The following is a 25493-nucleotide window of genomic DNA, read 5'->3' as shown; positions in this document are numbered from 1 at the left end:
GAAACCGCCGCGCTTGCCGGCGGTTTTTTTTATTTCTAACCGGAATTTACATGATGAAAATAACTGATCTGGCCGCTTGCGGCTTGCTGGCAAGCAGCCTTCTGGGCACCCTGGCACAGGCCGCTCCTGCCACCGAGCCGGCCTTGCGCGATTACCGTGCCGTCGCCCTGTCGGCCAATGGCCAGCGCATCGCCGCCATCGAATCGAGCAGGGCGGGCGAACAGCCGCAGCGTCCGCACGCGGTCATCGTCGTGCGCGACGCCGCCAACGGCGCCATCGTGCAGCAATTCGATCCGTGCGCCGTGTGTTCCTACGACAAGCCCAGCTGGTCGCCCGATGGCCGGCAGCTGGCTTTTGTCGGCTACGACGCCAAGGCGGGCACGGCGCAGCTGTACCTTGCCACGATGACACAGGCGCAAGCCCAGATATTGACGAGCATCAAAGGTGTGGCCAGTACGGCGCGCTGGTCGCCGGATGGCAAGCAGCTGGCCCTGCTCGCGACGGTGGGCGCGCGCAAGCTGGCCGGCGCCGTGGAAGCGGGTGCGCGCCAGGTGGGCGAAGTGGGCAGCGAAGACGATGCCCAGCGCATCGCCGTCGTGCCGGTCAGCGGCGGCGAGCCGCGTCTGCTGTCGCCCGGCGACACCTATGTATATGAATACAGCTGGACGCCCGATGGCCGCGGCTTTGTCGCCACCAGCGCGCAAGGCAATGGCGACAGCAACTGGTGGGTCGCCAAGCTCAGCCATATTGATGCAGCCACGGGCGCCTTGCGCGTGATCGCGTCGCCGGCCATGCAGCTGAACCTGCCTTCGGTTTCACCGGATGGCAAGACGGTGGTCTTCATCGGCGGCCTGATGAGCGATTTCGGCTCCATCGGCGGCGATATCTACACCGTACCGCTGGCCGGCGGCACGCCGCGCAATCTCACGCCAGACTATCGCGGCACCTTCAATGGCGTCGTCTGGCGCGGCGCCGGCTTGCTGGCAACGGCCCTGATCGATTCGCAGCTGGCGCTGGTGCCCGTCGATGCGCAAAGCGGCCCGGCCCGGCCTGTGCTGCTCGGTGAGCTCAGCAGCAGCGGCAGCGATGGCCGCCTGTCGTTCAGCGCCGATGGCCGTCACGCCGCTGCCGCCCAGGAAGATTTCACGCACGCCAGCTACCTGGTGGCGGGACCGGTGGGGCAGTTGAAAAAGATTACGCGCGACAATGACGGTTTTGCGCCGCAACTGACGGTGCAGAACGTGGGCTGGAACAACGAGCAATACAAGGTGCAAGGCTGGCTGCTGGGGCCGTTGAAGGCGGATGCAGGCAAGCGCTACCCGATGGTCGTCAACGTGCATGGCGGCCCGGGCGCCGCCGCCTCGCCCCGTTACGTGGGAGCGAGTACCCTGATCCATGAATTGACGCAAAAGGGTTATTTCGTCTTCCTGCCCAATCCGCGCGGCAGCTTTGGCCAGGGCCAGGCCTTTACGCGCGCGAACATGGCCGACTTCGGCGGCGGCGACTGGCGCGACATCCTGGCCGGCATTGATGCCGCGCAAAAAGTGGCGCCCATCGACGGGGACCGCCTGGGCCTGATCGGCCATTCGTATGGCGGCTTCATGACCATGTGGGGCGTCACGCACAGCGACCGCTTCAAGGCGGCCGTGGCGGGCGCGGGCGTGTCGAACTGGATCAGCTATTACGGCCAGAACGGCATCAACCAGTGGATGATCCCGTTCTTTGGCGCCTCCGCGTATGACAATCCCGCCGTCTACCGCAAGGCTTCGCCCATCGAATCGATCAAGGCGGCCAAGACGCCGACCCTGATCTACGTGGGCGAGCGCGACGTGGAAACGCCGGCTGCCCAGTCGCTGGAATTCTGGCACGGCTTGCGCGCCATGGGCGTGCCGTCCAGCCTGTTCATCTACGATGGCGAAGGCCATTCCTTCCGCAAGCCCGAGCATCAGCGCGACTTGCAGAAGCGCACCATCGGCTGGTTTGAGCAGTATCTGAAGTAAGTTGCGCCGGCTTAGCGCGGCGCTACAATATGCACGATCGCCGCGCTATGTATCACGATCTTGTCCGCATCTGCCTGTAACAAGCGGATGCGGCGCTGCACCAGCGGCCAGCCCGACCAGGTCACGTCGCTGACGGGCGGTGCGGCAGGCGCGGCCAGCGGGGCGCTGATGGCGGCCTTGTTATCGAGCTGTTCCAGTGCGCGCGACAGGGTCAGACACACTTGCGTATGGCTGTGGCCAAGCAGGGCGTTGACGGGCGCGACGGGTAGCTGGCTGGCGTGGCGCCCGAGGATCGAGCGCAGCGCCGCCACGTGGGCGACCAGCAAGTAATTTTGCACGATGAACAGGTTGATGTCTTCCACTGCCCGCTGCTTGCTGGCCGGTTCATCGAGCATGCGCACCAGCGCCGAGCTGAGTGCGGCCAGGCTGTCCATCAATCGCTTGCGCTCGATGCGGTAGGCGAAGTCATCGAAACATTTCCCCTGCAGCAGCGCGAAGCTGGCCTGCATATAGCTCACATTCACATTCAGCACCTGGCGCACCAGCCGTGGCAGGCTCTGGTATTCCCAATTGGCCAGCACGAAGCTGAACACGGTCGCCACTGCCGCGCCGATCAGGGTGTCGATCAGGCGCTCGCTGACGAGGTTCGGGTTGCTGGGCGCCACCAGGTGCATTTGCAGCAGAATCATCAGGCTCACGGCGATGGCCGTGTAGCGGTAGCGCAAATAGATGAAGGTGGGCGTGGCCACGATGGAGAGGAACAGGATGGCCATCAGTACGATATTGCTGTGCACGAAGCGGATCACGATGGCCGTGATGATGCAGCCGATGATGGTGCCGATGATGCGGTCGGCGCGGCGCTGGCGCGTCATGCTGAACGTGGGGCGCAGGATGATGACGATGGTCAATACGATCCAGTAGCTGTGCGCCGCATATGGCAGCCAGTGTCCGATCAGCAATCCCACCGAGATGGCCATCGAGACGCGCAGGGCGAAGCGGAACACGGGCGAGTCCAGGCGCAGGTTCGACAGCAGGGTTTTCAGTTCGTATTTCTGCTGCGACAGGAACGGCGCCATGTCCGCGCCGCTCCAGAACGGCACGTTGTCATACACTTTCTGGCTGGCCAGGTGCAATTCCGCGATCATTTTCAGAATGGCGCGGATCTTGTTGCGCTGCGCGCGCAGGGTGGCCAGCGCTTCTTGCGCAGCATCGCCTTTTACATGCAGGCGGGCAATTTCCTCTTCGATATCGGCCCATTCCTTGTCGTAACTGATCTGCGCATACGAGGCGCGCTTGCGCGTGACGGCGTAGGCCACGGCTTCGATGTCGCGCGCCGCTTTGTAGGCCAGGTCGTGCAAGGATTTCAGCACGTCGGAGTCCGCCAGGTGCTGGCGCAGCAGCGCGTAATCCGTGTGCGTGGAGAGTATCAGTTCATACAGATCCAGCATGCACACGTGCACCTGCACGACGATAGCATCCTTGCTGTTCTTGTGGCTGCGCAAAATCAAGTCGCGCGATGCCTGCTGGCGGTCGGCCAGGATGCTTTGATGGCGCACAAGTTTGTTGAACTGTTCCGTCAGGTTAAAACGCGTGTCGTAGAAATCGGCCTTGATGTCGATGTAGGCGGCCAGTTCGAACAGGGCTTCGGCCAGCACTTGCTGCTTGATGCGGTGGCGCAAGACCCAGGCGATGGCCATGGCGTACGCCAGATAGATGAGGCCGCCGAGCATGAACAGGCCCGCATGGTGGAACGATTGCTGCCACGTCATCTGGTGCTCCATCGACATGGTCATGATGAACAGGGCGGCCAGCTGCAAGGGCATGGATTTCTTGCCGTACACCACCATCATGCTGGCGAGGAAACTCACGAGCACGAGCACCGTCATCAACAGCCACTGCACGGGGCCGCACAAGCTGATCAGCAAGGTGACGGCACTGCACAGCAGCACAGAAGCGAGCATTTCATTGAACTTGTGGCGCAGCGGGCTGGGCATGTCCATCAGGGTCGTGCACAGGGCGCCGATGCACACCGTCATGGCGGTGGCGCTGTCGCTGATTTCCTGGGTCAGCAAGGCCAGGCCGACGAGACCGATGGCCACGCGCAAGCCCAGGTAAAAATAATGGCTGTAAATAAAGGTGCGCAGGTTCAGTGCGTAGTGCATGGGATTACCTTGTGGGCAGGGCACAGAAAGAGGCGCCGCACCGGGGTCTCCGATGCGGCGCCAGGATGTTGCAGTCGCTACAGCCTTGATTTACATCAGGGCAATTACGGGATATCTACGCCATTCTGGCTCGGCAAAGCGCTGGCAGTGTGCAAAGATGAAATTCAGCACGGCTTCCTGATTGCTCAGCAGGGCGGGATTCGCTGCTTTCCACTCAGCAAACTTGGCGGCCAGCGCCGGCTCGTCGCGCAGCAGCTCGGATGCCATGTCTTCGAACACGTAATCGGAAAACGCTTCTTTCTTCTCCAGCACGCTGTTGAAGAAACCCCAGCGGAAGAAGCTGTCGTGCGCCTGCGGCTCCAGGGTTTCCACGGCGTAGCGGGCGTTGTCCTGGTCCAGGCTGACGACATAATCGCCTGCCTGCACGGTGAACTGGCCCGTGCGCGCTTCGAGTTCCACATTGTCGTGGAACATGTGGCCTTCGTAGGCCGTGGCCCGCGTGCCGACGTCGGTGATATGGTAGTAGCGCGCCGTTAGCGTCTGTTCGGTGGTGATGCGGTGCATTTCGACGCCGTTCCAGCGCAGCCGTTCGATGACTTCACGCCACGCTTGCGGCACGATATAGGCTTTCGGCGCGGCCACGGTGACGTCCGCATCGAAGCGGTTGTAATACTTGATATCGCGTTCCCACGGCTGCGAGCGGTCGTAGGACAGGCGCTGGTAGTCGCCCAGCAGACTCGGCGTGTATTGCGCCGCATAGCCCTTGAAGGGGAAGGTCGACGGCTGTTCTTCATTCATGGTCCAGTGGATCGGCCATGCGGCTTGCGTGCGTCCGGCCGCCTTCGCTTGCGCGCGCAGCTGCTTGATCTGTTCGCCATGTTTGACCGTGAACGCCATGGTGATGTCGAGCAGGGCGCGCATGGAAGCGTAGCGGTCGGCAAACGGTTTCAACATGTGCGTTTCCGGCATGAAACCGATGACGTGATGCAAGGCCGCAAAGCCCGTCGAGAAACGGGGCACTTCGAGGAATTCGGCGATGCCGTGGTCGGGGCTATCCTTGACGGGGTTCACGTACGGGCAGGTGGGCCAGCCGGCTTGTTCCATCTGCGCAAAGATGTGCGGCAGCATGGTGTCTTGCAGGAAGGGACCGAGGCCATTGCCCAGCTTATCCGTCTGCGTGTGGATCAGGGTCATCGTGTACGGATAGTCGGCGCCGTTCGACGTGTGCGTGTCGACCATCACGTCCGGGTCCCAGCTGGCCAGCAGGCGGTTGAACACTTGCGCGTTCAGGCTGTCGCACTTGATGAAATCGCGGTTCAAGTCCAGGTGGCGGCTGTTGCCGCGGAAACCGAATTGCTCCGGGCCATCCTGGTTCACCCGCGACGTGTTGGCGCGGTTCAGGCTGCCATCGACGTTGTAGATCGGAATGAACAGCAATACCGTGCTGCCCAGCGCCGCCAGGCGTTCCGGCTGCGTGCAGAGGTCGCGCACGATGGCCATGCAGGCGTCGATGCCTTCCGGTTCGCCCGGGTGGATGCCGTTATTGTTGAAGAACACGGTGCGGCCTGCGCGCTTGATTTGCTCGCGGTCAAACACGCCGTCCGCGCTGACGACGCCAGCGTGGATGGGCACGCCCGAGTCGGACAGGCCGATCTGTTCGAAGTGCAGCACCTGCGGATAGCGTGCGGCAAGATCTTGATAGAAGGTGATGCATTCCAGCCAGGTCGTGGTCTGGTTGTGGTTACCGAGTTCGTAGGTCGTGCGCAAGTCTGGTGGCATAGCGGTCTGAGTCTGGGAGGGGGAAGGCGCGCTGGGTAAGTACGCCCGCTAGGGGCCAATTGTAGCACCGGCTCTTGCCTTGAGGCGCCGCAGGGGCTGGTTGCCGTACTTGTGTTATGAATACGTTTCACGCGCAAGGGGAGGCGGCATGGGCAAGGCGGCGATGGCAGCGCTGGCGGCGCTGGTGTGGGGGATAGGCCTGGCGGTGCAGGCGGCGCCATTGCGCTTGCCTGCGGGCAAGGAACCGGTGGCGCAGGGCGGATCCGTCACGGCCGTCGCGCAGGGCGCGTTGATACGCTACCGGGGCTGGCTGCTGGCCATCGATGGCGCCGTGCCGGAAGAGCGGCCTGACATCGTGCTGACGTCGGCGGATGCGCGCCATGCGCCGCTGCTGCAGATCGGCGCCATGCAGCGCACCTTGCCCCTGTGGTCGGCCTTCGAGCTCGTCAAGGGAAGCGCGCGCCTGCGCATCACGGCGCTGCCGGGGCTTGAAGCGCTTCCCGCGCTGCTGCTGGACTTTGGCGAGAGCGACTACCGCATCGTGATTCCCGCCGCCCCCATCGAACGGCAAGCCTATCCGTTGCTGGCGCAGCGCTTTCCCGGCGCCGACCTGGCCTTGCTGCTGCAGGATGGCCGGCGGGTCATGTTGCCGCTGGGAAGTGGCAGCGCGCAAGTGTTTGGCGCAGAGCAAGCCGTGCCTTACCGTTTTGCGAAAGTGAACAAACGTTAGGCGAAAAAAAAGCCACTCCCGCAGGAGTGGCTCAGGCTAAAGCGCCCGTTGCCGGGTTATTGCTTTTTGTTATTCAGCGCCCATTTCTTTCAGCAGGTTGTCTGCGTGGTCGATGTGTTTCATGTTCCACAGCATGTAGCGCAGGTCGACCTGGATCGAACGGGTGTTGGCCTTGTTGTAGTCCCAATCGGAAATGATCGAGTCCAAGGTGCCGTCGAAGGCCAGGCCGATGAATTCGCCTTTCGAGTTCAGCGCAGCCGAACCGGAATTGCCGCCGGTGATGTCCAGGGTCGCCAGGTAGTCGACCGGCACGGTTTTCAGCTTCGGATCGACGAATTTACCGAAGTCCTTGGCTTTGATCGCGGCCAGTTGATTTGCCGGTGCATTGAACTCGCCCTGGCCCGTGGCTTTGGCCACGACGCCATTGACGGTGGTGAACGCGGTCCAGGTGGTGCCGTCGGCGCCATGGTCACGGCCGGCAACGCGGCCGAAGGTGACGCGCAGGGTGCTGTTGGCGTCAGGATAGACGGCTTGGCCTTTGCTCTTCATGAAGGCAATTTTTGCTTTCATGTAGTTGGCGTAGGCTTGCTGGATCTTGCCTGCCAGTTCTTCGTCTTCTGCTTCGTTTTTCAGCGAATCCGGATACATGGCGACGGCTGCCTGGATGAAGCTGTCCTTGCTGGCCTGGAATTCGGCTGGCGTGCGTTTCAGCCATGCTGCGCGCTCGGCCTTGTCGGCCAGCTTGCTGCCTGCATACAGTTTGTCCAGGGCGGCGGACAGGTCGGCTGGCGACATGCCGTCCTTGATGCCGATGGCGGCGTCAAAGCTGGCGCGGCGCTGTGCTGCCGGTTGCGCGGCGTATTTGGCCAGGCTGTTCAGTACCAGCGCCTTGTCGACTTTTTCATCGTAGGTGCGTTCGACCGAGGTGATGCCCGCTTCCAGGCGTGGCAAGTCGCGCGACTGGTAGCCGGACTTGCGTTCCGTGTCGGCCTTGGTGCTTTCGTTGGACAGGCGGTACAGGCTGCGTGCCGTGTTCAGCAGGCGTGGCTGTGCGTAGCCCAGGAAGAAATCGCGCTTGGTGTCGGCATCGCGCTCGGCGATCAGCTTTTCCACTTGCTCGATGTCGCCGGCAAATTCCGCCTTGCGGGCAGCATTCGCGTTGACCCAGGTTTTCAGGGCTTCATGTTCTGCCGTCTTGCGTGCCAGGAAGTCGCTGCCCGCGTACGAATCGAGCATGCCTTGGCGGTTCTTGTAGTAATTGTTCACGCCAGCCACCTGGCCCGCGTATTTCAGGGCAACATCCTTGTTGTCCTTGGTTTCGCGCGCGATGATGGCCAGGGTTTCGCCCGACGCTTTCACGAAGGCCGGGTAGTTCCAGTCAAACGTGAACGCCACTTCCGATGGCAGGCGGTGACGGTTGGTGCGGCCAGGGTAGCCCAGCGCCATCACGAAATCGCCTTCTTTCAAGCCATCCTTGGCCAGTTTCAGCACGTGTTTTGGCTGGTACGGCACGTTGTCCTTGCTGAAGTCGGCAGCTTTGCCGTCTTTGCTGACGTAGGCGCGGTAGAAACCGTAGTCGCCCGTGTGGCGTGGCCACATCCAGTTGTCGGTGTCGCCGCCGAACTTGCCCACGCCGGCCGGAGGCGCGTGCACCAGGCGCACGTCGCGGATTTCCAGTTGCTTGATCAGGTAGAACTCCAGGCCGCCGTAGTAGCTCGACACGGTGCAGCGGAAACCGGCTTCTTTTTCGCATTCGGCGACCAGTTTCTTCTGGTTTTTCTCGATCGCGTCGATGCGTGCCTTGCCTTGCAGCTTGGCCACGTCGGCGGTGATGATCTTGTCGCTGACATTGGTCACGGCGGAGGTGACGAAGATGCGGCTGCCTGGGGCGGCCGGCAATTCTTCAGCGAACGTCTTGGCCAGGAACCCGTTGGCCAGCAAATCGCGCTCTTTGGTCGAATTGACCGCCACGCTGTTGTAGACGCAATGGTGGTTGGTGGCAACCAGGCCTTGCGGCGAGACGAACGAGGCCGAGCAACCGCCCAGGCTGACGATGGCGCCCATCGGGAACTCGGTCAGTTTGGTCAGGGTGGTCGGATCGAGTTTCAGTCCGGCCGCTTTCAGTTCCTTGGCTACTTGTGGCAGCTGTTGGGGCATCCACATGCCTTCGTCGGCGTGTGCGAAGTTGCTCAGGATAGCGAGCGCGATTAAAGATTTTTTCATTCGAGTTCTAGTCTTTTACATGAAGGGAAGTCGGAACCAACGTGTACCCAGTGTTTTTTCTCAGCGGGCGACCTAGAGTATCCGCACCGAACTCGCACTAGTCAATCACATTTTCCCGGCGGCATGTTTGTAGTTGCTTGTTTAAATGGCACTATTTTCGACATTGCAGGGGCAGAAAGCGGCTGCCAGCTGGCATTTTCCCGTGCCGCGGCTGTGGTATTGTCCATACAATTGTCCTGGCAGCAATAAAAATGGCCAGGCGCCTGCGCGGCCCGGCCACTTGCGGATGTGCTGCTTTTGGTCTGCTTAGCGTATTTTGCCGCGGCGCAAAAGATTCACGATGCCCAGCAGGATCACGGCGCCCAGGAACGAGACGAGCAGCGAAGACAGGCTGAAATTGTCGCTGTTGATGGTACCCGTGCCGAACAGGGGCGCCAGCAGCCAGCCGCCCAGGAAGGCGCCGACGATACCGACGACGATATTGAGGAAGATGCCCTGTTGCGCATCCGTTTTCATGACCATGCTGGCCAGCCAGCCGATGACACCGCCAATAACGATCCAGATAATGAAATTCATGTAATCCTCCGCGCGATGGATGAGTGGTTGTGCCAGAGCGGTGCGGCCTGCACGTCATGGCAAATTGATACTGATGCCGCACGATAGAAAAGTCCAGCGGATTCGCATGGCGCATGCAAAAGCCCGCCTGGCTGCGGGCAGCGAGGCGGGCTTGTCATGCGACAAGGCAGTGTTTAATCGGCCTTGATGGCTTCCACCTGAATGGCCAGCTTGACTTCCGGCGAGAACGCCGGCATGCCATAGTTCAAGCCAAAGTCGCTGCGCTTGAATTCTGCCGTCGCATCGGCGCCGCACACTTCACGCTTGTAGCGCGGGTGCATGATGCACTTGAACTTGCTCACGTTCAACTTGACGGGCTTGGTCACGCCCAGCAGGGTCAGTTCGCCATCGACTTCCACCAGCTGCTCGCCGTCGAACTTGAGCGACTTGCTCTTGTAGGTGATTTCAGGGAATTTCTCGACGTTGAACATGTCCGCTTTCTTCGCGTGCGTGTTCATGGCGTCCAGGCCGAAGTCGATCGAATCGGCATCGATGACGAGGTCCAGGCTGCCCGCCTTGGCGGCGCGGTCCAGGGTGACCGTCCCCTTGGTCTTGTTGAACTTGCCACGCCACACGGACATGCCCATGTGATCGGCTTCGAAGCTGGGGAACGTGTGCGTCGGGTCGAGGTTGTAGGTGTCGGTAGCGGCCATGGCCGAACCCGCGCCGGCGGCTGCCAGCACGGCGATCATCAAGTGCTTAAGTTTCATCAATATCCTAAAAAGAATCGGTTGGTGGTGTGATTTTAATCAGTAGCGGTTGAAAAACGTTCAGGGCAAGGCGCCTTGCCGAAGGCAGTACGAATAGTACGACGAGGCAAGAGCAACGCAGCCATGGACGTTTTCTCAGGTGTTACTGCGCGGCGACGTGGAACTTGATGGTGACCTCGTCGGCAACCATGCTCGTGTCTTTCCACTCGCCTTCGCCGATGTTGTAGGTCAGGCGCTTGATCGGCAGGGCGCCGTCGAACGCATATTTGCCGCCGTCGGCTTTCACCGTCAGGGGGAAGGTCACGTCGGTGGTCTTGCCTTTGATGCTCAGCTTGCCGCTGACCGTCAGCTTGCCCGCGCCGGCGGCCTTGATGCTGCTCGAGACGAAGGTGGCTTTCGGGAACTGGGCCGCGTTAAACCATTCTTTCTTGGCCACTTCCTTGTTGTATTCCGGGTCGCCGATATCGATGCTGGCCGTCTCGATTTCCACCGATGCTTTCGACGCGTCCGGCGTGGCCGGGTTGTAATCGATGGCGATATTGAATTTCTTGAACTTCGCTTCCACGGGCACGTTCATTTGCTTGAACACGGCCGACACGCTGGTCTTGGCTGGATCGACTTTCAGCAGGGTGGCGGCGGTGGCGGCCACGGACAGGCCCAGCAGGGAAGCGAGGACGATGCGTTGGGTGGTTTTCATCTTATTTTTCCTGGAGTTTCAGTGAGCAAAGCAGATTAAGAAGGGCTTGGAACGCCGGACAAAACCGCAAATCGCGACGCGCAGCAGGTTTGGTTCGACGTTCTTATGGCAGCATGCGTTTCAGCACGCCATCGCGGTCGATGAACTGGTGCTTCAGCGCCGCCAGCACATGGGCGGCCACGGCGGCAGCCATCGTCATGTTCAGAACATAATGAATCTCTTTTAAAAGCGGCTTAAGTTCCGGGTTCGGCGCCATGATGACGGGCAGCTGGAACAGGCCCAGGTAGACCACGGGCACGCCGGCGGCCAGGGTGTACAGGTAGCCGGAGACGGGCACGGCGAAGATCAGGATGTACAGCAGCACGTGCATGGCGTCGGCCGCCTTCTTTTGCCAGGCCACCATGCTGGCAGGGTGCGGCGGCGGCACGTTGGCCTTGCGCCACAACAGGCGGATGGCGGCGATGGCCAGCACGGTCACGCCCAGCCACTTATGCCACGAGAAATATTTGAGCTTGGTGGGCGTCAGGCCGGGAATATCGACCATGACCAGGCCCATGACGAAGGCGCTGATGATCAGCAGGGCGGTCAGCCAGTGCAGGATGATGGCGGTGGTGGTGTAGCGTTGCATCGACGGCTTTCTTGAAAGTAGTACGTGTTAGGACTAATTCGGCCTAATATACCAAAGAAAAGCAAATTGCGCTGCGTGCTGCAGATTCTACAAGAAAGATTGCCGGAAAAACCGCGGGGCGGGCAGCATTTGTGTGCTGGCCGCCCCGTGGGAGTGGGATCGTGAAGATCCCCATGTGGAAACTGCTTAGATGGCTTTGGCCAATTGCGCGGCGATACCGATGTAGTTAGCCGGCGTCATGGTCAGGAGCACGTCCTTGGCATCCTGCGGAATGGCCAGGCCATTGACGAAGGTTTGCAGCGCTTCTTTCGAGATGCCCTTGCCGCGCGTCAGCTCTTTCAGCTGCTCGTACGGGTTTTCGATGCCATAGCGGCGCATCACGGTTTGCACGGGCTCGGCCAGCACTTCCCACGTCGCGTCCAGGTCTTGCGCCAGGCGCGCATGGTTCACTTCCAGCTTGTTCAAGCCGCGCAGGCAGCTGTCATAGGCCAGCAGGGTGTAGCCGAGGCCCACGCCGATGTTGCGCAGCACGGTCGAATCGGTCAGGTCGCGCTGCATGCGCGAGACGGGCAGTTTTTCCGACAGGTGTTTCAGCACGGCGTTGGCCAGGCCCAGGTTGCCTTCCGAGTTTTCGAAGTCGATCGGGTTGACCTTGTGCGGCATGGTCGAGGAACCGATTTCACCCGCTTTCAGTTTTTGCTTGAAGTAGCCCAGCGACACGTACGTCCAGATGTCGCGGTTCAGGTCGAGCAAGATCGTGTTGGCGCGCGCGAAGGCGTCGAACAGCTCGGCCATGTAGTCGTGCGGCTCGATCTGGATGGTGTACGGGTTGAAGACCAGGCCCAGGCGCTGTTCGATGACGGCCTGCGAGAATGCCGGCCAGTCGAAGCCGGGGTAGGCCGACAGGTGGGCGTTGTAGTTGCCGACGGCGCCATTCATCTTGCCGAGGATTTCCACTTGCTCGATGCGTTTTACGGCGCGCTGCAGGCGGGCCACGACGTTGGCAAATTCCTTGCCCAGGGTGGTCGGGCTGGCCGTCTGGCCGTGCGTGCGCGACAGCATCGGCACGTCCGCATTGTCGTGCGCGATTTGCGTCAGCCTGGTCACCAAGCTTTGCAGGGCCGGCAGCATCACGCCATCGCGGGCCGCTTTCAGCATCATGCCGTGCGAAGTGTTGTTGATGTCTTCCGAGGTGCAGGCGAAATGGATGAATTCCGACGCCGCCACCAGTTCCGGCACGTCTGCCACTTGTTCCTTCAGCCAGTACTCGACGGCCTTGACGTCATGGTTGGTGACCGCTTCGATGGCCTTGATGCGGGCCGCGTCGGCTTCCGAGAAGTCGGCTGCCATCTTGTCGAGCAGGGCGCTCGCTTCTGCCGAAAAAGGCTTGATTTCAGCGAAACCGGCTTGCGACAGCGCTTGCAGCCAGGAGATTTCCACTTTCACGCGGTGGTGCATGAAACCGGCTTCGGACAGGATCGGGCGCAGCAGATCGGTCTTGCTGGCGTAGCGGCCATCGAGCGGAGACAGGGCCGACAGCGTGGAATACGGAGTAGTAGAAGTCATGAGAGCGGACGCAAGTTAAAGAAACGGTTGGCGTGTGGCGCGCGGGGAGGGCAGGGCTATTGCAATACAGCAACACTGACGGCGCCACAGTAAAGGGCGATTTTACCACCGCTGGCCGCTGGCCAGCCGTCCGTTGGCCGCCGGCACGCCGCTTTTGGACCGAATCCGGCGCCGATGCGGCGTGCCTGCCACACCCGCCGGGCCGCCGGGCGCGTGCTGCCAAACAGCGCTGCCGCCGATGCTATACTGCTTGCTGCTCCCTTACCTTAAAGTACCTATGAAACTGATCGGCTCCCTCGCCAGCCCGTATGTCCGCAAAGCCCGCATCGTGCTGGCGGAAAAAAAGCTCGACTATGTCTTCGAGCTGGAAAACGTGTGGGTGCCGGAAACCCGCATCGCCCAGGCCAATCCCCTGGGCAAGGTGCCCTGCCTGGTGATGGAGGATGGCAGCACCTTGATCGATTCGAAAGTCATCGTCGAATACCTCGACACGCTCACGCCCGTGTGCAAGCTGCTGCCGGCCGGCGGCAATGGCCGCGAGCGGGCCGATATCAAGAACTGGGAAGCGCTGGCCGACGGCATTCTCGACGCGGGTGTGCTGGTGCGCCTGGAGCGCACGCAGCGCCCGCCCGAGCAGCAAAGCGCGGCCTGGATCGCGCGCCAGCTGGACAAAGTCACCCTGGGCCTGGCGGCGCTGGAAGCGCGCCTGGGCGAGAGCGCATATTGCGCCGGCAAGAACTACACCCTGGCCGACGTGGCCGTGGGCTGCACCCTGGGCTGGCTCAGCTTCCGCTTCCCGGAAATCGACTGGCGCGCCGATCACCCCGCGCTGGCCCGCCTGTTCGACAAACTGTCCGAGCGGCCATCGTTCAAGGACACCGTGCCGCAATAAGGCGCGGACGTAAAAAAACCGGCGATTGCCGGTTTTTTTATCTGCCTCGAAGAAAAATTACTCTTCAATTGCCATCTGGCTTTGCAGGTAGTTCTGGATGCCGACTTTGGCGATCAGGTCGATCTGCGTTTCCAGCCAGTCGATATGTTCTTCCGTATCTTCCAGGATCATCAGGAACAGGTCGCGCGAGACGTAGTCGCCCGCTTTTTCGCTGATGGCGATACCTTCCTTGACGGTGGCGTGCGCGGCGCGTTCCAGCTTCAAGTCGCATTCCAGCATTTCCGGCGTGTTCTCGCCGATCAGCAGCTTGTGCAGCGCTTGCAGGTTCGGCAGGCCGTCGAGCATCAGGATGCGGTCGATCAGCTTGTCGGCGTGTTTCATTTCGCCGATCGATTCTTCGTATTCCTTCTTGCCCAGCTTCTCCAGGCCCCAGTGCTTGTACATGCGCGCATGCAGGAAGTACTGGTTAATGGCCGACAGTTCGTTGGTGAGCTGTGCGTTGAGCATGCGGATGACTTCTTTATCGCCCTTCATGGGATTTCCTTTGTTCTGTGTCGCGTTCGATGATGAAACCGGAGGCTGCTGGCGTTCACTGCCGGGTGGCGCTGGCTGCCTGGTGGCGCGCAGGTTGCCGGTTTCGCTATGCCCGCATGATAGCGCAAAATATGGGCGATTTCGGGCGGTAAACGGCATTTTTCCGTCTTTTTAACGTAAATATCGTGCGAATAAAACCCATTCTCAAATGGATTGCCACATTTTTCCGTTTTTTATTTGTTAAGGAAAATGAAGGCCATTCTCATTCGCGTTCCTGGCGCTTTTTTGCTGCTGCTGGCGCGCCTGCATGGCCGCGCTGAAAAGGCGGGAAATGTTGCTCCGTTCTTGCTTTTGTGTCTTCTTGGCCGCTGCCGGCGATGCGATAATCAGGCAGCGATATTTACTGAAAAAGGATAGCAAGATGATGCTGCATATACCCGGCGTGCTGACGCCGGAACAGGTCACGCAGTTTCGCCAGCGCCTGGCGCAGACGGACTGGGTCGACGGGCGCGCCAGCGTCGGGGCGCAAGGCGCGCAAGTCAAGCGCAACCGCCAGCTGGCGGAAGGTTCGCCGCTGGCGCTGGAACTGGGCGAGATCGTCAGCCGCGCGCTGATGGCCAATCCCCTGTTCTTTTCCGCCGTGCTGCCGCTGCGCATCCTGCCGCCGTTCTTCAACAGCTATGCGGGCGGCGAGCACTATGGCCTGCATATCGACGGCGCCATCCGCACGCCGAAAAACGGCATGCAATCGATGCGCGCCGACGTCTCGTCGACCGTGTTCTTGAGCGAGCCGGACGAGTACGAAGGCGGCGAGCTGGTGGTGGTCGACGCGTATGGCACGCATGAAGTGAAATTGCCGGCCGGCGACGTGATCGTGTATCCGTCGAGCAGCGTGCATCAGGTGCTGCCCGTCACCAGCGGCGAGCGCATCTGCTCCTTCCTGTGGACGCAAAGCATGGTGCGCGAGGATTGGAAGCGCAGCATGCTGTTTGAGCTCGATCAAAACATCCAGAGCGTGCGCGGAGAACACGGCGATTCGCCGGCGACGGTGGGCTTGACGGGGCATTATCACAACCTGCTCAGGATGTGGGCGGAGATGTAGCGCGCAAAAAAAAGTCTGCCTGGCCCGGGGATGTAGGCTGGCAGACTGAAACAAGCAGTTGCTTGACTGGTACAGAAAACAGGGCGCAAAAAAGCAAGCAGGGCACAGGGTGCGGTGCTTGCGGGCTGGCAGCGGCGCAAGGGCCGCCGGAAGGCTAGCTCAGTTGGAAGGTCAGCGGTACTAACACGTACACGGGAACAGGCTTGCCGTTTTCGATCATCGGCTTGAACAGCGCGCGCTGGGCGGCCTGGCGGCCCGCTTCGTCGAGGTTGCCGTAGCCGGTCGATTTATGGATCAGGATTTGCTCGGGCAAACCTTTTTCATTGATCAGGATGCGCAACACCACGGTGCCGCTCTCGCCCAGGCGGCGCGACAGATTCGGGTAGATCAGTTGCGGCGCCTTGATGTATTCGACGCTGCTGACGGTGCGCGGCGTCGACGGCGCCGGTGGCGTCGGCGACGGTGTCGATGGCGCTGTCGGCGCGGCGGTGGCAACCGGTGCCGCTTCGGCGCGCGTCGGCTGCGGCGGCGTGATCGTCGGTTCGCTCGGCGCCACGGCGATCAGCGGCAGCGGCGGGATCACGGCGCGCGGCACGGGGGCGCTCAATTCCACGGTTTTCGGTACGGACGGCGCTGGCGGCTTGGGCGGCGCCGGCGGGGCGATGATGCTGATGGTGGTGATGGTCGGCATGGCCGCCGTGACCACACGGCTCAGCAGGCCGCTCTGGATGGCGTAAAAGCCGGCGATGTGCAGGACGACGATGGCCATCAGCGGCGCGAATTTGTTGCGCTTCTTGTCGAAGTCGGCAAATTGCTGCACGGCCTGCACCGTTACGGGCGGGGGCATCATCGTCATGGCGTTCATCGCTTTCTTTAGTTTGTCAGTACAGCTCGCATCAATACGGTTTCTTGCAGCGCCACGGTGGCGTTCAGGTGATCGTTCAGCACTTCCCGCGCGCAGGTGTGGCATTTGCCGCAGCAGGTGGCCACGCCCAGGTCGCGGCGCAGTTCGGCCATGCTGGACAGGCCAAGATCGACGGCTTGACGGATTTCACGATCAGATATGTTGTTGCAGACACATACAATCATTGATACACCTTCTGGCTGGAGGATGAACAGACACTAGTGCTGGAAAGCATTGTTGCTAGTGTTTTAATGAGAATCATTATCATTACGTTTCATTGTCGCGCAAAGCGGGGGACAATGCAAGTGATTTTGATCAAGTGTGCGGCAGTTGGCGGCCTGGCGCCGCAGCTTCACAGGCCATGTTTCCGAATGACGCAGCCCTTGATGGGGGCGGCTCTCCGGGCTAAATAAAAACTATTCGCATTCATGTTTATAATGCTGGTATTGTCTCGGACGGTCGCCGTCTGGACAGATTGAATGGCCGCTTGTCGGTAATGCGCAACAGTTGCGTTTTACGTCACAAACCTGGAACCGGTGCAAGGCGCCTTGCGCCGTCGCCGGTATCAGGTGTTCTTAATTTGAACGGAATTTGCTCATGACTCTAGTTCCACCCATGATGACGCTCGATGCGCTGGCAGTCGGCCAGAGCGGCACGGTGTTGCATATCACGCCCCACACGGCAGGACAGACGGAGGACGGCGTCGACCTGGCCCGCCGCCTGATGGAGCTGGGATTCGTTCCCGGCGAACGACTCCGCATGCTCAAGCGCGGCATTCCCGGCGGCGATCCGCTGGCCATCAAGGTCGGCAATGCCACGTTCGCACTGCGCCGCTTCGAAGCGGCGCTGATTACGATTCAACCGCTGCTTCAACCGGAATGACCATGGGTGCTGTCGAAACTATCGTGGATGCAGGCGTGCACAAGCCGCCGCATCAGCCACAAATTGCCTTGCTGGGCAATCCGAACTGCGGCAAGACCGCCCTGTTCAACCGTTTGACGGGCGCGCGCCAGAAAGTGGCGAACTACGCCGGCGTGACCATCGAGCGCAAGGAAGGCCATTTCACCTCGCCAGCCGGCAAGCCCGTGCGCCTGCTCGATCTGCCGGGCGCCTACAGCCTGTCGGCCACCACGCCCGATGAAGCCATCACGCGCGACGTGGTGGGCGGCTTGCGCCGCGGCGACCCGCGTCCGGACGCCATCATCTGCGTGGTCGACGCCACCAACCTGCGCCTGAATCTGCGCCTGGTGCTGGAAGTCAAGCGCCTGGGCCTGCCCATGCTGCTGGCGCTGAACATGACGGACGTGGCGCGCAAGCGCGGCATGCTGATCGACACGGTGAAACTGTCGCAGGAACTGGGCATGCCCGTGGTGGAAACCGTGGCGGTGCAGCACGATGGCGAAAAAGCCTTGCTGAACGCCATCGACGCCATGCTGCCGCTGCCGGCCGTGGAAGCGAAACCGCTGGCGGCCATCGATGCCGTCAGCGTCGAAGAAACCCAGCGCGAAGTGCGCCGCATCCTGTCCGCCGTCAGCAATGACGCGAGCGACAAGGGCAACCTGACGGAAAAGATCGACGACGTGGTGCTGCACCCCGTGTTCGGTCCCATCATCCTGGCCGTGCTGATGTTCCTGATCTTCCAGGCCGTGTTTGCCTGGGCCGCCACGCCGATGGAAATGATCACCGATGGCGTGGGCCACCTGGGCGCCGTACTGACGGCGAACATGCCAGACGGTCACCTGAAAAGCCTGCTGGTGGAAGGCATCATCGGCGGCGTCGGCAGCGTGCTGGTGTTCCTGCCGCAGATCCTGATCCTGTTCTTCTTCATCCTGAGCCTGGAAGACTGCGGCTACCTGCCGCGCGCCGCCTTCCTGCTGGATCGCCTGATGGGAGGCGTGGGCTTGTCCGGCCGCGCCTTCATCCCGCTGCTGTCGAGCTTTGCCTGCGCCATTCCTGGCGTGATGGCGGCGCGTACCATCCAGAATCCGCGCGACCGTCTGGTCACCATCATGATCGCGCCGCTGATGACGTGTTCGGCGCGCCTGCCCGTGTATGCGCTGATCATCGCCGCCTTCATCCCGGAACGCCAGGTATGGGGCTATCTGAGCCTGCAAGGCCTGGTGCTGTTCGTCCTGTACTTCGCCGGCATCATCTCGGCCATGGCCGTGGCCTGGGTCATGAAGCGCGGCATGGGCGTGCGCGGCAACCAGCCGCTGATGCTGGAATTGCCCGCCTATCACTGGCCGCACTTGCGCAACCTGGCCGTCAGCCTGTGGGAGCGCGCGAAGATATTCCTCACGCGCGTCGGTACCATCATCCTGAGCCTGATGATCATCCTGTGGTTCCTCAGCACCTTCCCCGGCGCGCCGGATAACGCCATCCACCCGCCGATCTACTACAGCCTGGCCGGCATCCTGGGCCGCGGCCTGGAAGTGATCTTCGCGCCCATCGGCTTCAATTGGCAGATCTGCATCGCGCTGGTGCCGGGCATGGCGGCGCGCGAAGTGGCCGTCGGCGCCCTGGGTACCGTGTATGCGCTGTCGCAAACGGGCGACGCGCTGGCCACCACCCTGGAGCCGCTGATCGCCCATTCGTGGTCGCTGGCGACCGCGTTGTCCTTGCTGGCCTGGTATGTGTTCGCGCCGCAGTGCCTGTCGACGCTCTCCGTGGTCAAGCGCGAGACGGGCGGCTGGCGCTATCCGCTGCTGATGGCCGGCTACATGTTCGCGCTGGCGTATGCCGCCTCGTTCATCACGTACCGTGTCGCCCTGATGCTGGGCGCTTAGGAGAAAACCATGTGGCAAACCCTCATCGTCGCCCTGATCGTCGCAGCCGCGCTGTTGCATTTTTCAACCAAGTACCTGCCGGCGGGCGTGCGCCGCGCCATCGTGCGGGGCCTCGTGCGCTGCGGCCTCGATGAAGCGAAGATGTCGACCTTCTTCAAGGTGGCGCCGGGCTGCGGCAGCGGTTGCGGTTCCTGCGGCTCGTGCGACAGCCCGCCGCCGCCGTCAAGCGCGCCGCCAGCCGATGGCAGCAGCAAGCGCGTGATACTGATGCAGGTGCAGCGCTAATTGCAGTGTAGCCACGGGCGCGCCCGTGGGCTACACTGGGCTTTCCGCATGGCAAGGAGTGGCAATGGCGATACTGTTGATCTTCATGTTTTTGTTTGCGGTCGCCACCTGGCTGCTGGCCAGCCGGCGCGGCCGCCACGGGGGACTGTGGTTCGGCATCGGCCTGTTTCTCGGGCCGTTTGCCTTGCTGGCGGTGGCAGCCTTGCCGCCCGTGCCGGCGCGCTGACCTTGTATGATTAAAACCCGCAAGCGCGGGTTTTTTTACGCCTGCGCGTTCGCGTGGCGCAGCCGGTACTGGCGCGGCGAGCAAGCCATGACGCGCTTGAAGGCGTGGCTGAAGGCGCTGTCGGAATCGTAGCCCAGCGCCTGTGCGATCAAGGTGACGGGCGCGCTGCCGTCCTTCAGGCGCCGCGTGGCCAGGCGCATGCGCCAGCGCAGCAGATAGTCGAGCGGCGTTACGCCCACCCGCTTCTTGAAGTGCAAGGCAAAGGCGGAGCGTGACTGCCCCGCGACGGCGGCCAGCTGCTGCAAGGTCCAGCGCCGCGCCGGTTGCGCGTGCATGGCCTCGATGGCGGCGCGCAGCCGTGGATCGGCCAGCGCGAACAGCCAGCCCACCGGGTGCGAGGCCTGCGCTTCAAGATACTGGCGCAGCATTTGCAGCAGCATCATGTGGCCAAGGTGGCGCGTCATCAGCGCCGCGCCGGGCGCCGTCGCCTGCAGTTCCTGCGCCAGCCGTTGCAAGGCCCAGTGCAGCACGCTGGCCTGGTCCGTATCGCCGCGCACGTGCAGCAGCGGCGGCAGGCAGTCGAGCAGGATGGCTGCTTCGTCGCCAAAGTGGAAGCGTCCGCCGATGAGGAAGAAATCGTGCTGCGGCGCGCCGTGGCGGGCCACGCCCTGCTGCGTGTGCCGGTACACTTCCAGCGCTAGTGCGGCCGGCAAGCCGGGCGTGCTGGCCAGGGTGAACGCGCGTCCCGGCGCCAGCAGGAAGCAGTCGCCCGTCTGCAGCTGCACGGGAGCGTCGATACCCGCGACCGTCAGCCAGCAAGCGCCTTCGATCACGGCGTTGAACTTGATGCCGTCCGGCGGCGGAAAATCGATGGCCCACTCGCCGCCCGCCTTCAGGCCGGCAAAGTAGGAGCTACGCGTATCAAACAGCGAGAGTACATCGGAGAGCAAATCCATGGTGGCGGCAATTCTGGACGATGGCGATAGTATTGCGGATTTTACGCCATTCACCGTCCAGAACTGCTCGCGCAAAATACGCATGTCGCCAGCCATCCTGCGCTGGCCACCCACATGCAGAGGCAGACATGACATACGGCGATCACAGGCAAATTCCCCTTCATTCCGGCTTCGGCGCGGCCACGACCGCCAGCGAGGTGCTGGCCGGCCGCGACCTGTCCGGCGTGCAGGCCATCGTCACGGGCGGCGCGTCGGGCCTGGGGCTGGAAACGGTGCGCGTGCTGGCTGGCGCCGGCGCCAGGGTGCTGGTGCCGGCGCGCGACCAGCATCAGGCGCAAGCGGCCATGGCCGGCATGACTGGTGTGGAGGTCGCGGCGCTCGACTTGCTCGATCCGCAATCGATCGACGCATTCGCGGCCGTCTTCCTTGCCACCGGCCGCCCCCTGCACCTGCTGGTGAACGGCGCCGGCATCATGGCCACGCCCTTGCTGCGCGATGCGCGCGGCTACGAGGCGCAGTTCGCGACGAATCACCTGGGGCATTTCCAGCTGACGGCGCGCCTGTGGCCCGCCTTGCGGCAGGCGCAGGGCGCGCGCGTCGTGTGCGTGTCGTCGCTGGGACACCGGCAGGCGGGCGTCGACCTGGACGATCCGCATTTCCTGCGCCAGCCATACGATAAATGGCGCGCGTATGCGCAGTCGAAAAGCGCCAATGCGCTGTTTGCCGTGGAACTGGACCGTCGCGGCGCGGCGCACGGCGTGCGCGCCTTTTCGCTGCATCCGGGCGCCATCCTGACGCCGCTGGTGCGCCACCTGGACCAGGATGATTTGCGCAGGGTGGGAGCGCTTGACGATGCGGGCCACGTGAATCCGCCGCCGCAGTCGGGTTTCAAGAATGTGGCGCAGGGAGCGGCCACCACCGTCTGGTGCGCCACCAGCGCGCAGCTTGAGGGCATTGGCGGCGTGTATTGCGAGGATGGCGATATCGCCCCCTTGGTGGAGGACGACAGCATGGGGCCGGGCGTGCGGCGCTGGGCCATCGATCCCGGGCAGGCAAGCCGGCTATGGATGCTGAGCGAACAGATGACGGGCGTGCGCTTCGATTGCGACGCGGCATAAAAAATGCCGGGCAAGGCCCGGCATGTGCAGGAGGGGGCGTGGCTTTACGCCTTGCCCGCCAGTTTTTCCACCACGGGCACCAGCGCGGCCGGGCGGCAGCCGAAGGCGGCCAGGCGGCCTTGCGCATTCGGCGCCAGGTCCAGGTCATACGGCAGGCGGCCCGCCACCAGCCACAGTTTATCGTGCGGCAGGGCGTCGACGAGGCGTCGCTGGCCGTCGACAAACATGGCGTTATACGTTTGCAGCACGATCTGCTGCGCGCCTTGCGCAAAGGCGATGGCTGCATTGACTTCTTCGTCCAGCGCCTCGGCCGACAAGGCGTACTCGCGCACGTCCAGGCCCGCTTCGAGCAGCGCCGGCAGCATCGAGCTGCGCGCTTCCTTGTTGCGGCCCAGCGCCACTTCGTCGATTTCGCTGCGCGAACGCACTTCCACCGTCAGCAGGGTCACGGGCAGGCCCGCGTCGAGCGGGCGGTAGTCGCCCTGCACGCGCAATGCCGCTTTTTGCAGCAGCTGCGACAGGGCCATCGCGGCCGGCTGCATCAGCGCCGGCGGCGTGAGCGGACGGGCGCGCCAGTCGCGCACGGCGCGGTTGCGCTTGAGTTCAGCCACGCGGGCACAGGCCGCGTCGATGCGGGAGAGCGCGATGTCGCCGCGCTCCACGGCGGCGATGACGGCGTCGATGGCCGCCGTCTGCTGTGCTTCGCGGTGCGAAATGAGGACGATGTCGGCGCCTGCCTGCAAGGTAGCGATGGCGCCCTGGGCGATGCCGATGCCGTCGGCGATGGCCGCCATTTCCAGGCAATCGGTAATGACGACGCCCTGGTATTTCAACTCGCCGCGCAGCAGGTCCGTCAGCACGCCTTTCGACAGGGTGGCCGGCACGCTGGTATCGGCTTCGAAGGCGGGGAAGACCACGTGCGCTGTCATGATGGCGTCCACGCCGCCGGCAATGGCCGCGCGGAAGGGCGCCAGTTCCACGGCGCGCAGGCGTTCCTTGTCGTGCGGGACGAGGGCCATGGCGTAATGCGTGTCGATGGCCGTGTCGCCGTGGCCGGGGAAATGCTTGGCGGTGACGGCCATGCCGCTGGCGCGCTGGCCGCGCATGGCCGCCATGCCGTAGTCGATGACGGTGGCGGCATCCTCGCCATACGCGCGCACGCCGATAACGGGGTTGTTGCGGTTGTTGTTCACGTCCAGTACGGGGGCGAGCAGTAGGTTGATGCCCACCTGGCGCATTTCATCGCCGCTGATCTGGTTCATGCGTTCGCAATCGTCGATGGAGCCGGCCGCCTGGAAAGCCATCGCCGCGGGAATCGGCGTGACGCCCTGCTCGATGCGCATGACCATGCCGCCTTCCTGGTCGATGGAGATCAGCAGCGGAATGTCGGACACTTCCGCATTGATTTCCTGCAGCTCGCGGCACAGGGCGGACACTTGCGCGGGCGTGTGCACGTTGCGGCGGAACAGGATCACGCCGCCTACCTTTTTGTCGCGTATCAAGGTCTTGATATGCTCGTCCGCCTGCAGGGCGTCGAAGCCCACCATGAATAGCTGTCCTACTTTCTCGCGCAAACCCTGCTCCATGCTGCAACTCCTCCGGTATTCATTCTGATGACGACAAGTCCGTATTGTGGCCCGCGGTGGCGCAATGGAGCGCTCACCGGAAAGCTGCCTTGGTTTTGACCTTATTTTGGTATTGTATTGGATTTGGGTTTTTGCGCAAGTGGTTATTAAGTGGTATTGCTCCACTTGCGCAAAGCCGGGTTCAATCCAGGCGCTGGAACGATGCCGATTGCGCCTTCGGCCAGTACAGGCCGAACACGGGCGGCAGCTGCGGCAGCTGGCTCGGGTCGAGCAGCTGGCCCGCTTCGAGGAAGGGCAGCAGGGCCGAGGCCAGTTTCACCTGGTTCGGCGAGATGCGCCGCACCAGGTGGTGCGGGCGCAGTTCCTGCGGATGCGCCAGGCCGGCGGCGGCGATCAGTTCGGCCAGCGCCTTCATGGTGTTCTGGTGGAAGTGCGCCACGCGGGAGATCTTGTCCGACACCACCAGCGCGCGCTGGCGCTGCGGGTCTTGCGTGGCCACGCCCGTGGGGCAGCGGTCCGTGTGGCAGCTTTGCGACTGGATGCAGCCCAGCGCGAACATGAAGCCGCGCGCCGAATTGCACCAGTCGGCGCCCAGCGCCAGCAGGCGGGCGATGTCGAAGGCCGTGATGATCTTGCCCGAGCAGCCGATCTTGATCCTGTCGCGCAGGTTGGCGCCCACCAGGGTGTTATGCACGAGCACCAGCGCTTCCTGCAGCGGCGTGCCCACGTGGTCCGTGAATTCCAGGGGCGCGGCGCCCGTGCCCCCTTCGCTGCCGTCGACGACGATGAAGTCGGGCGTGATGCCCGTTTCCAGCATGGCCTTGACGATGGCGAAGAATTCCCACGGGTGGCCGATGGCCAGCTTGAAGCCCGTCGGCTTGCCGCCGGAGAGCGTGCGCAGGCGGTCGATAAAGTGCAGCATTTCCAGCGGCGTGGAAAAGGCGCTGTGCGCCGCCGGCGAGACGCAATCCTCGCCCACCATCACGCCGCGCGTGGTGGCGATCTCGATGGTCACTTTCGGCCCCGGCAGCACGCCGCCGTGGCCCGGCTTGGCGCCCTGCGACATTTTCAGCTCGATCATTTTCACCTGCTCCGAGCTGGCGTTGGCGATGAAGCGTTCCTCGGAAAACGTGCCGTCCTGGTTGCGGCAGCCGAAGTAGCCGGAGCCGATTTCCCACACCAGGTCGCCGCCGTTTTCGCGGTGATAAGGACTGATGCTGCCTTCGCCCGTGTCGTGCATGAAGCCGCCGCTGCGCGCGCCGCCGTTCAGGGCCAGGATGGCATTGGCCGACAGGGCGCCAAAGCTCATCGCCGAGATATTGAAGACGCTGGCCGAATACGGTTTTGCACGCGGGCAGTCCGGATGGTTGCCGATCTCGATGCGGAAATCGTGGCCCGTCACCTTGGCGGGGGCAATGGAATGGTTGATCCATTCATAGCCCGCTTCATACACGTCGAGCTGGGTGCCGAACGGGCGCTTGTCCGTCTGCTCCTTGGCGCGCTGGTAGACGATGCTGCGCTGGCTGCGCGAGAACGGTGTCGCTTCGCTGTCGCTTTCCAGGAAATACTGGCGGATTTCGGGGCGGATGCTCTCGAAGAAAAAACGGAAGTGCGCGAGGATGGGGTAATTGCGGCGCAGGGCGCGCTTCGTTTGCAGCAGGTCGCTGATGCCGACCAGGGTCAGCGCACCGGCCAGCACGGGCAGCCAGTAGTGATCGTAGTAAAACAGGGACAGGACAAAGATGGCTGCCGTCGCAATGAAGGTCAGGTAGCGAAATGGTACTAGGTGCATGGGCACTCCGGGGAAGTCAGGCTGATATTGCTGAGTGTACCGGTGATTTGTAGATCTTGCTGACTGGCAAAGTGTACTGTCAGAGTGACGCTATCCATACGTGCGACACCTGACAAAACCGTAGCGAGCGGCAGCGATTTGTGGCCGAGAAGCGCAACCGTACTTTAGTACGGTGAGCATCGCCGGCCGCAAAGCGCGACGC

At 62.5% G+C, this 25493-nt stretch carries 23 protein-coding genes; 9 read left to right on the top strand and 14 right to left on the bottom strand.

The annotated features are described in order from the left end of the window. Positions 1 to 50: 50 nt before the first annotated feature. A complete protein-coding gene (locus VPH40_RS16335; protein ID WP_328573954.1) occupies positions 51 to 2000 on the top strand; it encodes a S9 family peptidase in 1950 nt (649 codons plus the stop codon). An 11-nt stretch (positions 2001 to 2011) separates the two neighbouring features. On the opposite strand, the gene VPH40_RS16330 is transcribed toward VPH40_RS16335, so the two are convergent. Together VPH40_RS16330 and VPH40_RS16325 are read right to left on the bottom strand one after the other, a co-directional pair. After that, positions 2012 to 4162 carry an FUSC family protein gene (locus VPH40_RS16330; RefSeq protein ID WP_328573953.1) on the bottom strand — a complete coding sequence of 717 codons (2151 nt, stop codon included), beginning with the start codon at positions 4160 to 4162 and terminating at the stop codon, positions 2012 to 2014. A gap of 90 nt (positions 4163 to 4252) precedes the next feature. Continuing rightward, on the bottom strand, positions 4253 to 5941 hold the full coding sequence (locus VPH40_RS16325) for a M14 family zinc carboxypeptidase (protein ID WP_289900610.1): 1689 nt from the start codon (positions 5939 to 5941) through the stop codon (positions 4253 to 4255). Positions 5942 to 6089: 148 nt separating this feature from the next. On the opposite strand from VPH40_RS16325, the gene VPH40_RS16320 reads away from it, so the two are divergent. Beyond that, complete coding sequence (locus VPH40_RS16320; RefSeq protein WP_328573952.1) at positions 6090 to 6671, top strand: hypothetical protein; 582 nt, start codon at positions 6090 to 6092, stop codon at positions 6669 to 6671. A gap of 69 nt (positions 6672 to 6740) precedes the next feature. Here the strand turns inward: VPH40_RS16320 and VPH40_RS16315 are convergent, their stop codons facing one another. From VPH40_RS16315 to purB, 6 genes are all read right to left on the bottom strand, one after another. Beyond that, the gene (locus VPH40_RS16315) at positions 6741 to 8894 is read right to left on the bottom strand and encodes a S46 family peptidase (RefSeq protein WP_099666231.1); all 2154 of its coding nucleotides are present in this window, start codon (positions 8892 to 8894) and stop codon (positions 6741 to 6743) included. Positions 8895 to 9200: 306 nt separating this feature from the next. Further along, entirely contained in the window at positions 9201 to 9470 is a 270-nt protein-coding gene (locus VPH40_RS16310; protein ID WP_071075198.1) for a GlsB/YeaQ/YmgE family stress response membrane protein, read from the bottom strand. A 173-nt stretch (positions 9471 to 9643) separates the two neighbouring features. Continuing rightward, positions 9644 to 10219: a YceI family protein gene (locus tag VPH40_RS16305; RefSeq protein WP_328573951.1), complete on the bottom strand. Its 576-nt coding sequence runs from the start codon at positions 10217 to 10219 to the stop codon at positions 9644 to 9646. 142 nt (positions 10220 to 10361) lie between these two features. Then, positions 10362 to 10916 carry a YceI family protein gene (locus VPH40_RS16300; protein WP_034778891.1) on the bottom strand — a complete coding sequence of 185 codons (555 nt, stop codon included), beginning with the start codon at positions 10914 to 10916 and terminating at the stop codon, positions 10362 to 10364. A gap of 103 nt (positions 10917 to 11019) precedes the next feature. Further along, entirely contained in the window at positions 11020 to 11544 is a 525-nt protein-coding gene (locus tag VPH40_RS16295; RefSeq protein WP_046684510.1) for a cytochrome b, read from the bottom strand. Positions 11545 to 11730: 186 nt separating this feature from the next. Next, complete coding sequence (gene purB / locus VPH40_RS16290; protein WP_099666232.1) at positions 11731 to 13110, bottom strand: adenylosuccinate lyase; 1380 nt, start codon at positions 13108 to 13110, stop codon at positions 11731 to 11733. 277 nt (positions 13111 to 13387) lie between these two features. Between purB and VPH40_RS16285 the strand changes: the two genes are divergently transcribed. Continuing rightward, positions 13388 to 14002 carry a glutathione S-transferase N-terminal domain-containing protein gene (locus tag VPH40_RS16285; protein WP_099666233.1) on the top strand — a complete coding sequence of 205 codons (615 nt, stop codon included), beginning with the start codon at positions 13388 to 13390 and terminating at the stop codon, positions 14000 to 14002. Positions 14003 to 14059: 57 nt separating this feature from the next. On the opposite strand, the gene bfr is transcribed toward VPH40_RS16285, so the two are convergent. Next, positions 14060 to 14536 carry a bacterioferritin gene (gene bfr / locus VPH40_RS16280; RefSeq protein WP_034745609.1) on the bottom strand — a complete coding sequence of 159 codons (477 nt, stop codon included), beginning with the start codon at positions 14534 to 14536 and terminating at the stop codon, positions 14060 to 14062. Between the two features lie 421 nt (positions 14537 to 14957). On the opposite strand from bfr, the gene VPH40_RS16275 reads away from it, so the two are divergent. Beyond that, positions 14958 to 15638, top strand: a complete 681-nt coding sequence (locus tag VPH40_RS16275; protein WP_077408815.1) for a Fe2+-dependent dioxygenase — start codon at positions 14958 to 14960, stop codon at positions 15636 to 15638. A 154-nt stretch (positions 15639 to 15792) separates the two neighbouring features. On the opposite strand, the gene VPH40_RS16270 is transcribed toward VPH40_RS16275, so the two are convergent. Both VPH40_RS16270 and VPH40_RS16265 read right to left on the bottom strand, forming a co-directional pair. Continuing rightward, the gene (locus tag VPH40_RS16270) at positions 15793 to 16494 is read right to left on the bottom strand and encodes an energy transducer TonB (protein ID WP_077409313.1); all 702 of its coding nucleotides are present in this window, start codon (positions 16492 to 16494) and stop codon (positions 15793 to 15795) included. Positions 16495 to 16511: 17 nt separating this feature from the next. Next, complete coding sequence (locus VPH40_RS16265; RefSeq protein ID WP_034745611.1) at positions 16512 to 16727, bottom strand: (2Fe-2S)-binding protein; 216 nt, start codon at positions 16725 to 16727, stop codon at positions 16512 to 16514. A 412-nt stretch (positions 16728 to 17139) separates the two neighbouring features. Between VPH40_RS16265 and VPH40_RS16260 the strand changes: the two genes are divergently transcribed. From VPH40_RS16260 to VPH40_RS16245, 4 genes are all read left to right on the top strand, one after another. Next, the gene (locus VPH40_RS16260; RefSeq protein ID WP_328573950.1) at positions 17140 to 17424 is read left to right on the top strand and encodes a FeoA family protein; all 285 of its coding nucleotides are present in this window, start codon (positions 17140 to 17142) and stop codon (positions 17422 to 17424) included. A 2-nt stretch (positions 17425 to 17426) separates the two neighbouring features. Then, positions 17427 to 19328: a ferrous iron transporter B gene (feoB, locus tag VPH40_RS16255; RefSeq protein ID WP_328573949.1), complete on the top strand. Its 1902-nt coding sequence runs from the start codon at positions 17427 to 17429 to the stop codon at positions 19326 to 19328. Between the two features lie 9 nt (positions 19329 to 19337). After that, positions 19338 to 19613, top strand: coding sequence for a hypothetical protein (locus VPH40_RS16250; protein WP_099666235.1), 276 nt, complete (start codon positions 19338 to 19340; stop codon positions 19611 to 19613). 64 nt (positions 19614 to 19677) lie between these two features. Continuing rightward, the gene (locus VPH40_RS16245) at positions 19678 to 19839 is read left to right on the top strand and encodes a hypothetical protein (RefSeq protein ID WP_161784184.1); all 162 of its coding nucleotides are present in this window, start codon (positions 19678 to 19680) and stop codon (positions 19837 to 19839) included. 35 nt (positions 19840 to 19874) lie between these two features. Here the strand turns inward: VPH40_RS16245 and VPH40_RS16240 are convergent, their stop codons facing one another. Continuing rightward, positions 19875 to 20879, bottom strand: coding sequence for an AraC family transcriptional regulator (locus VPH40_RS16240; RefSeq protein ID WP_328573948.1), 1005 nt, complete (start codon positions 20877 to 20879; stop codon positions 19875 to 19877). Between the two features lie 44 nt (positions 20880 to 20923). Between VPH40_RS16240 and VPH40_RS16235 the strand changes: the two genes are divergently transcribed. Continuing rightward, positions 20924 to 21913 carry an oxidoreductase gene (locus tag VPH40_RS16235; protein ID WP_328573947.1) on the top strand — a complete coding sequence of 330 codons (990 nt, stop codon included), beginning with the start codon at positions 20924 to 20926 and terminating at the stop codon, positions 21911 to 21913. 44 nt (positions 21914 to 21957) lie between these two features. Here the strand turns inward: VPH40_RS16235 and nagZ are convergent, their stop codons facing one another. Further along, positions 21958 to 23499 (bottom strand): beta-N-acetylhexosaminidase, encoded by a 1542-nt coding sequence (nagZ, locus tag VPH40_RS16230; protein WP_328573946.1) that lies wholly within the window; start codon positions 23497 to 23499, stop codon positions 21958 to 21960. Positions 23500 to 23680: 181 nt separating this feature from the next. Beyond that, on the bottom strand, positions 23681 to 25291 hold the full coding sequence (locus VPH40_RS16225) for an FMN-binding glutamate synthase family protein (protein WP_305062903.1): 1611 nt from the start codon (positions 25289 to 25291) through the stop codon (positions 23681 to 23683). Positions 25292 to 25493: the final 202 nt, after the last annotated feature.

It is taken from the genome of Janthinobacterium sp. P210005, assembly GCF_036231865.1.
In the GTDB taxonomy this organism is placed as follows: Bacteria; Pseudomonadota; Gammaproteobacteria; order Burkholderiales; family Burkholderiaceae_D; genus Janthinobacterium; species Janthinobacterium kumbetense.
This window is presented reverse-complemented; position numbering and strand designations above follow the sequence as displayed.

Bases quoted from the DNA above. Each gene is read 5' to 3' on its own strand.
- VPH40_RS16335 (WP_328573954.1), top strand. From the start codon at position 51: ATGATGAAAATAACTGATCTGGCCGCTTGCGGCTTGCTGGCAAGCAGC.
- VPH40_RS16330 (WP_328573953.1), bottom strand. From the start codon at position 4,162: ATGCACTACGCACTGAACCTGCGCACCTTTATTTACAGCCATTATTTT.
- VPH40_RS16325 (WP_289900610.1), bottom strand. From the start codon at position 5,941: ATGCCACCAGACTTGCGCACGACCTACGAACTCGGTAACCACAACCAG.
- VPH40_RS16320 (WP_328573952.1), top strand. From the start codon at position 6,090: ATGGGCAAGGCGGCGATGGCAGCGCTGGCGGCGCTGGTGTGGGGGATA.
- VPH40_RS16315 (WP_099666231.1), bottom strand. From the start codon at position 8,894: ATGAAAAAATCTTTAATCGCGCTCGCTATCCTGAGCAACTTCGCACAC.
- VPH40_RS16310 (WP_071075198.1), bottom strand. From the start codon at position 9,470: ATGAATTTCATTATCTGGATCGTTATTGGCGGTGTCATCGGCTGGCTG.
- VPH40_RS16305 (WP_328573951.1), bottom strand. From the start codon at position 10,219: ATGAAACTTAAGCACTTGATGATCGCCGTGCTGGCAGCCGCCGGCGCG.
- VPH40_RS16300 (WP_034778891.1), bottom strand. From the start codon at position 10,916: ATGAAAACCACCCAACGCATCGTCCTCGCTTCCCTGCTGGGCCTGTCC.
- VPH40_RS16295 (WP_046684510.1), bottom strand. From the start codon at position 11,544: ATGCAACGCTACACCACCACCGCCATCATCCTGCACTGGCTGACCGCC.
- purB (WP_099666232.1), bottom strand. From the start codon at position 13,110: ATGACTTCTACTACTCCGTATTCCACGCTGTCGGCCCTGTCTCCGCTC.
- VPH40_RS16285 (WP_099666233.1), top strand. From the start codon at position 13,388: ATGAAACTGATCGGCTCCCTCGCCAGCCCGTATGTCCGCAAAGCCCGC.
- bfr (WP_034745609.1), bottom strand. From the start codon at position 14,536: ATGAAGGGCGATAAAGAAGTCATCCGCATGCTCAACGCACAGCTCACC.
- VPH40_RS16275 (WP_077408815.1), top strand. From the start codon at position 14,958: ATGATGCTGCATATACCCGGCGTGCTGACGCCGGAACAGGTCACGCAG.
- VPH40_RS16270 (WP_077409313.1), bottom strand. From the start codon at position 16,494: ATGACGATGATGCCCCCGCCCGTAACGGTGCAGGCCGTGCAGCAATTT.
- VPH40_RS16265 (WP_034745611.1), bottom strand. From the start codon at position 16,727: ATGATTGTATGTGTCTGCAACAACATATCTGATCGTGAAATCCGTCAA.
- VPH40_RS16260 (WP_328573950.1), top strand. From the start codon at position 17,140: ATGACTCTAGTTCCACCCATGATGACGCTCGATGCGCTGGCAGTCGGC.
- feoB (WP_328573949.1), top strand. From the start codon at position 17,427: ATGGGTGCTGTCGAAACTATCGTGGATGCAGGCGTGCACAAGCCGCCG.
- VPH40_RS16250 (WP_099666235.1), top strand. From the start codon at position 19,338: ATGTGGCAAACCCTCATCGTCGCCCTGATCGTCGCAGCCGCGCTGTTG.
- VPH40_RS16245 (WP_161784184.1), top strand. From the start codon at position 19,678: ATGGCGATACTGTTGATCTTCATGTTTTTGTTTGCGGTCGCCACCTGG.
- VPH40_RS16240 (WP_328573948.1), bottom strand. From the start codon at position 20,879: ATGCGTATTTTGCGCGAGCAGTTCTGGACGGTGAATGGCGTAAAATCC.
- VPH40_RS16235 (WP_328573947.1), top strand. From the start codon at position 20,924: ATGACATACGGCGATCACAGGCAAATTCCCCTTCATTCCGGCTTCGGC.
- nagZ (WP_328573946.1), bottom strand. From the start codon at position 23,499: ATGGAGCAGGGTTTGCGCGAGAAAGTAGGACAGCTATTCATGGTGGGC.
- VPH40_RS16225 (WP_305062903.1), bottom strand. From the start codon at position 25,291: ATGCACCTAGTACCATTTCGCTACCTGACCTTCATTGCGACGGCAGCC.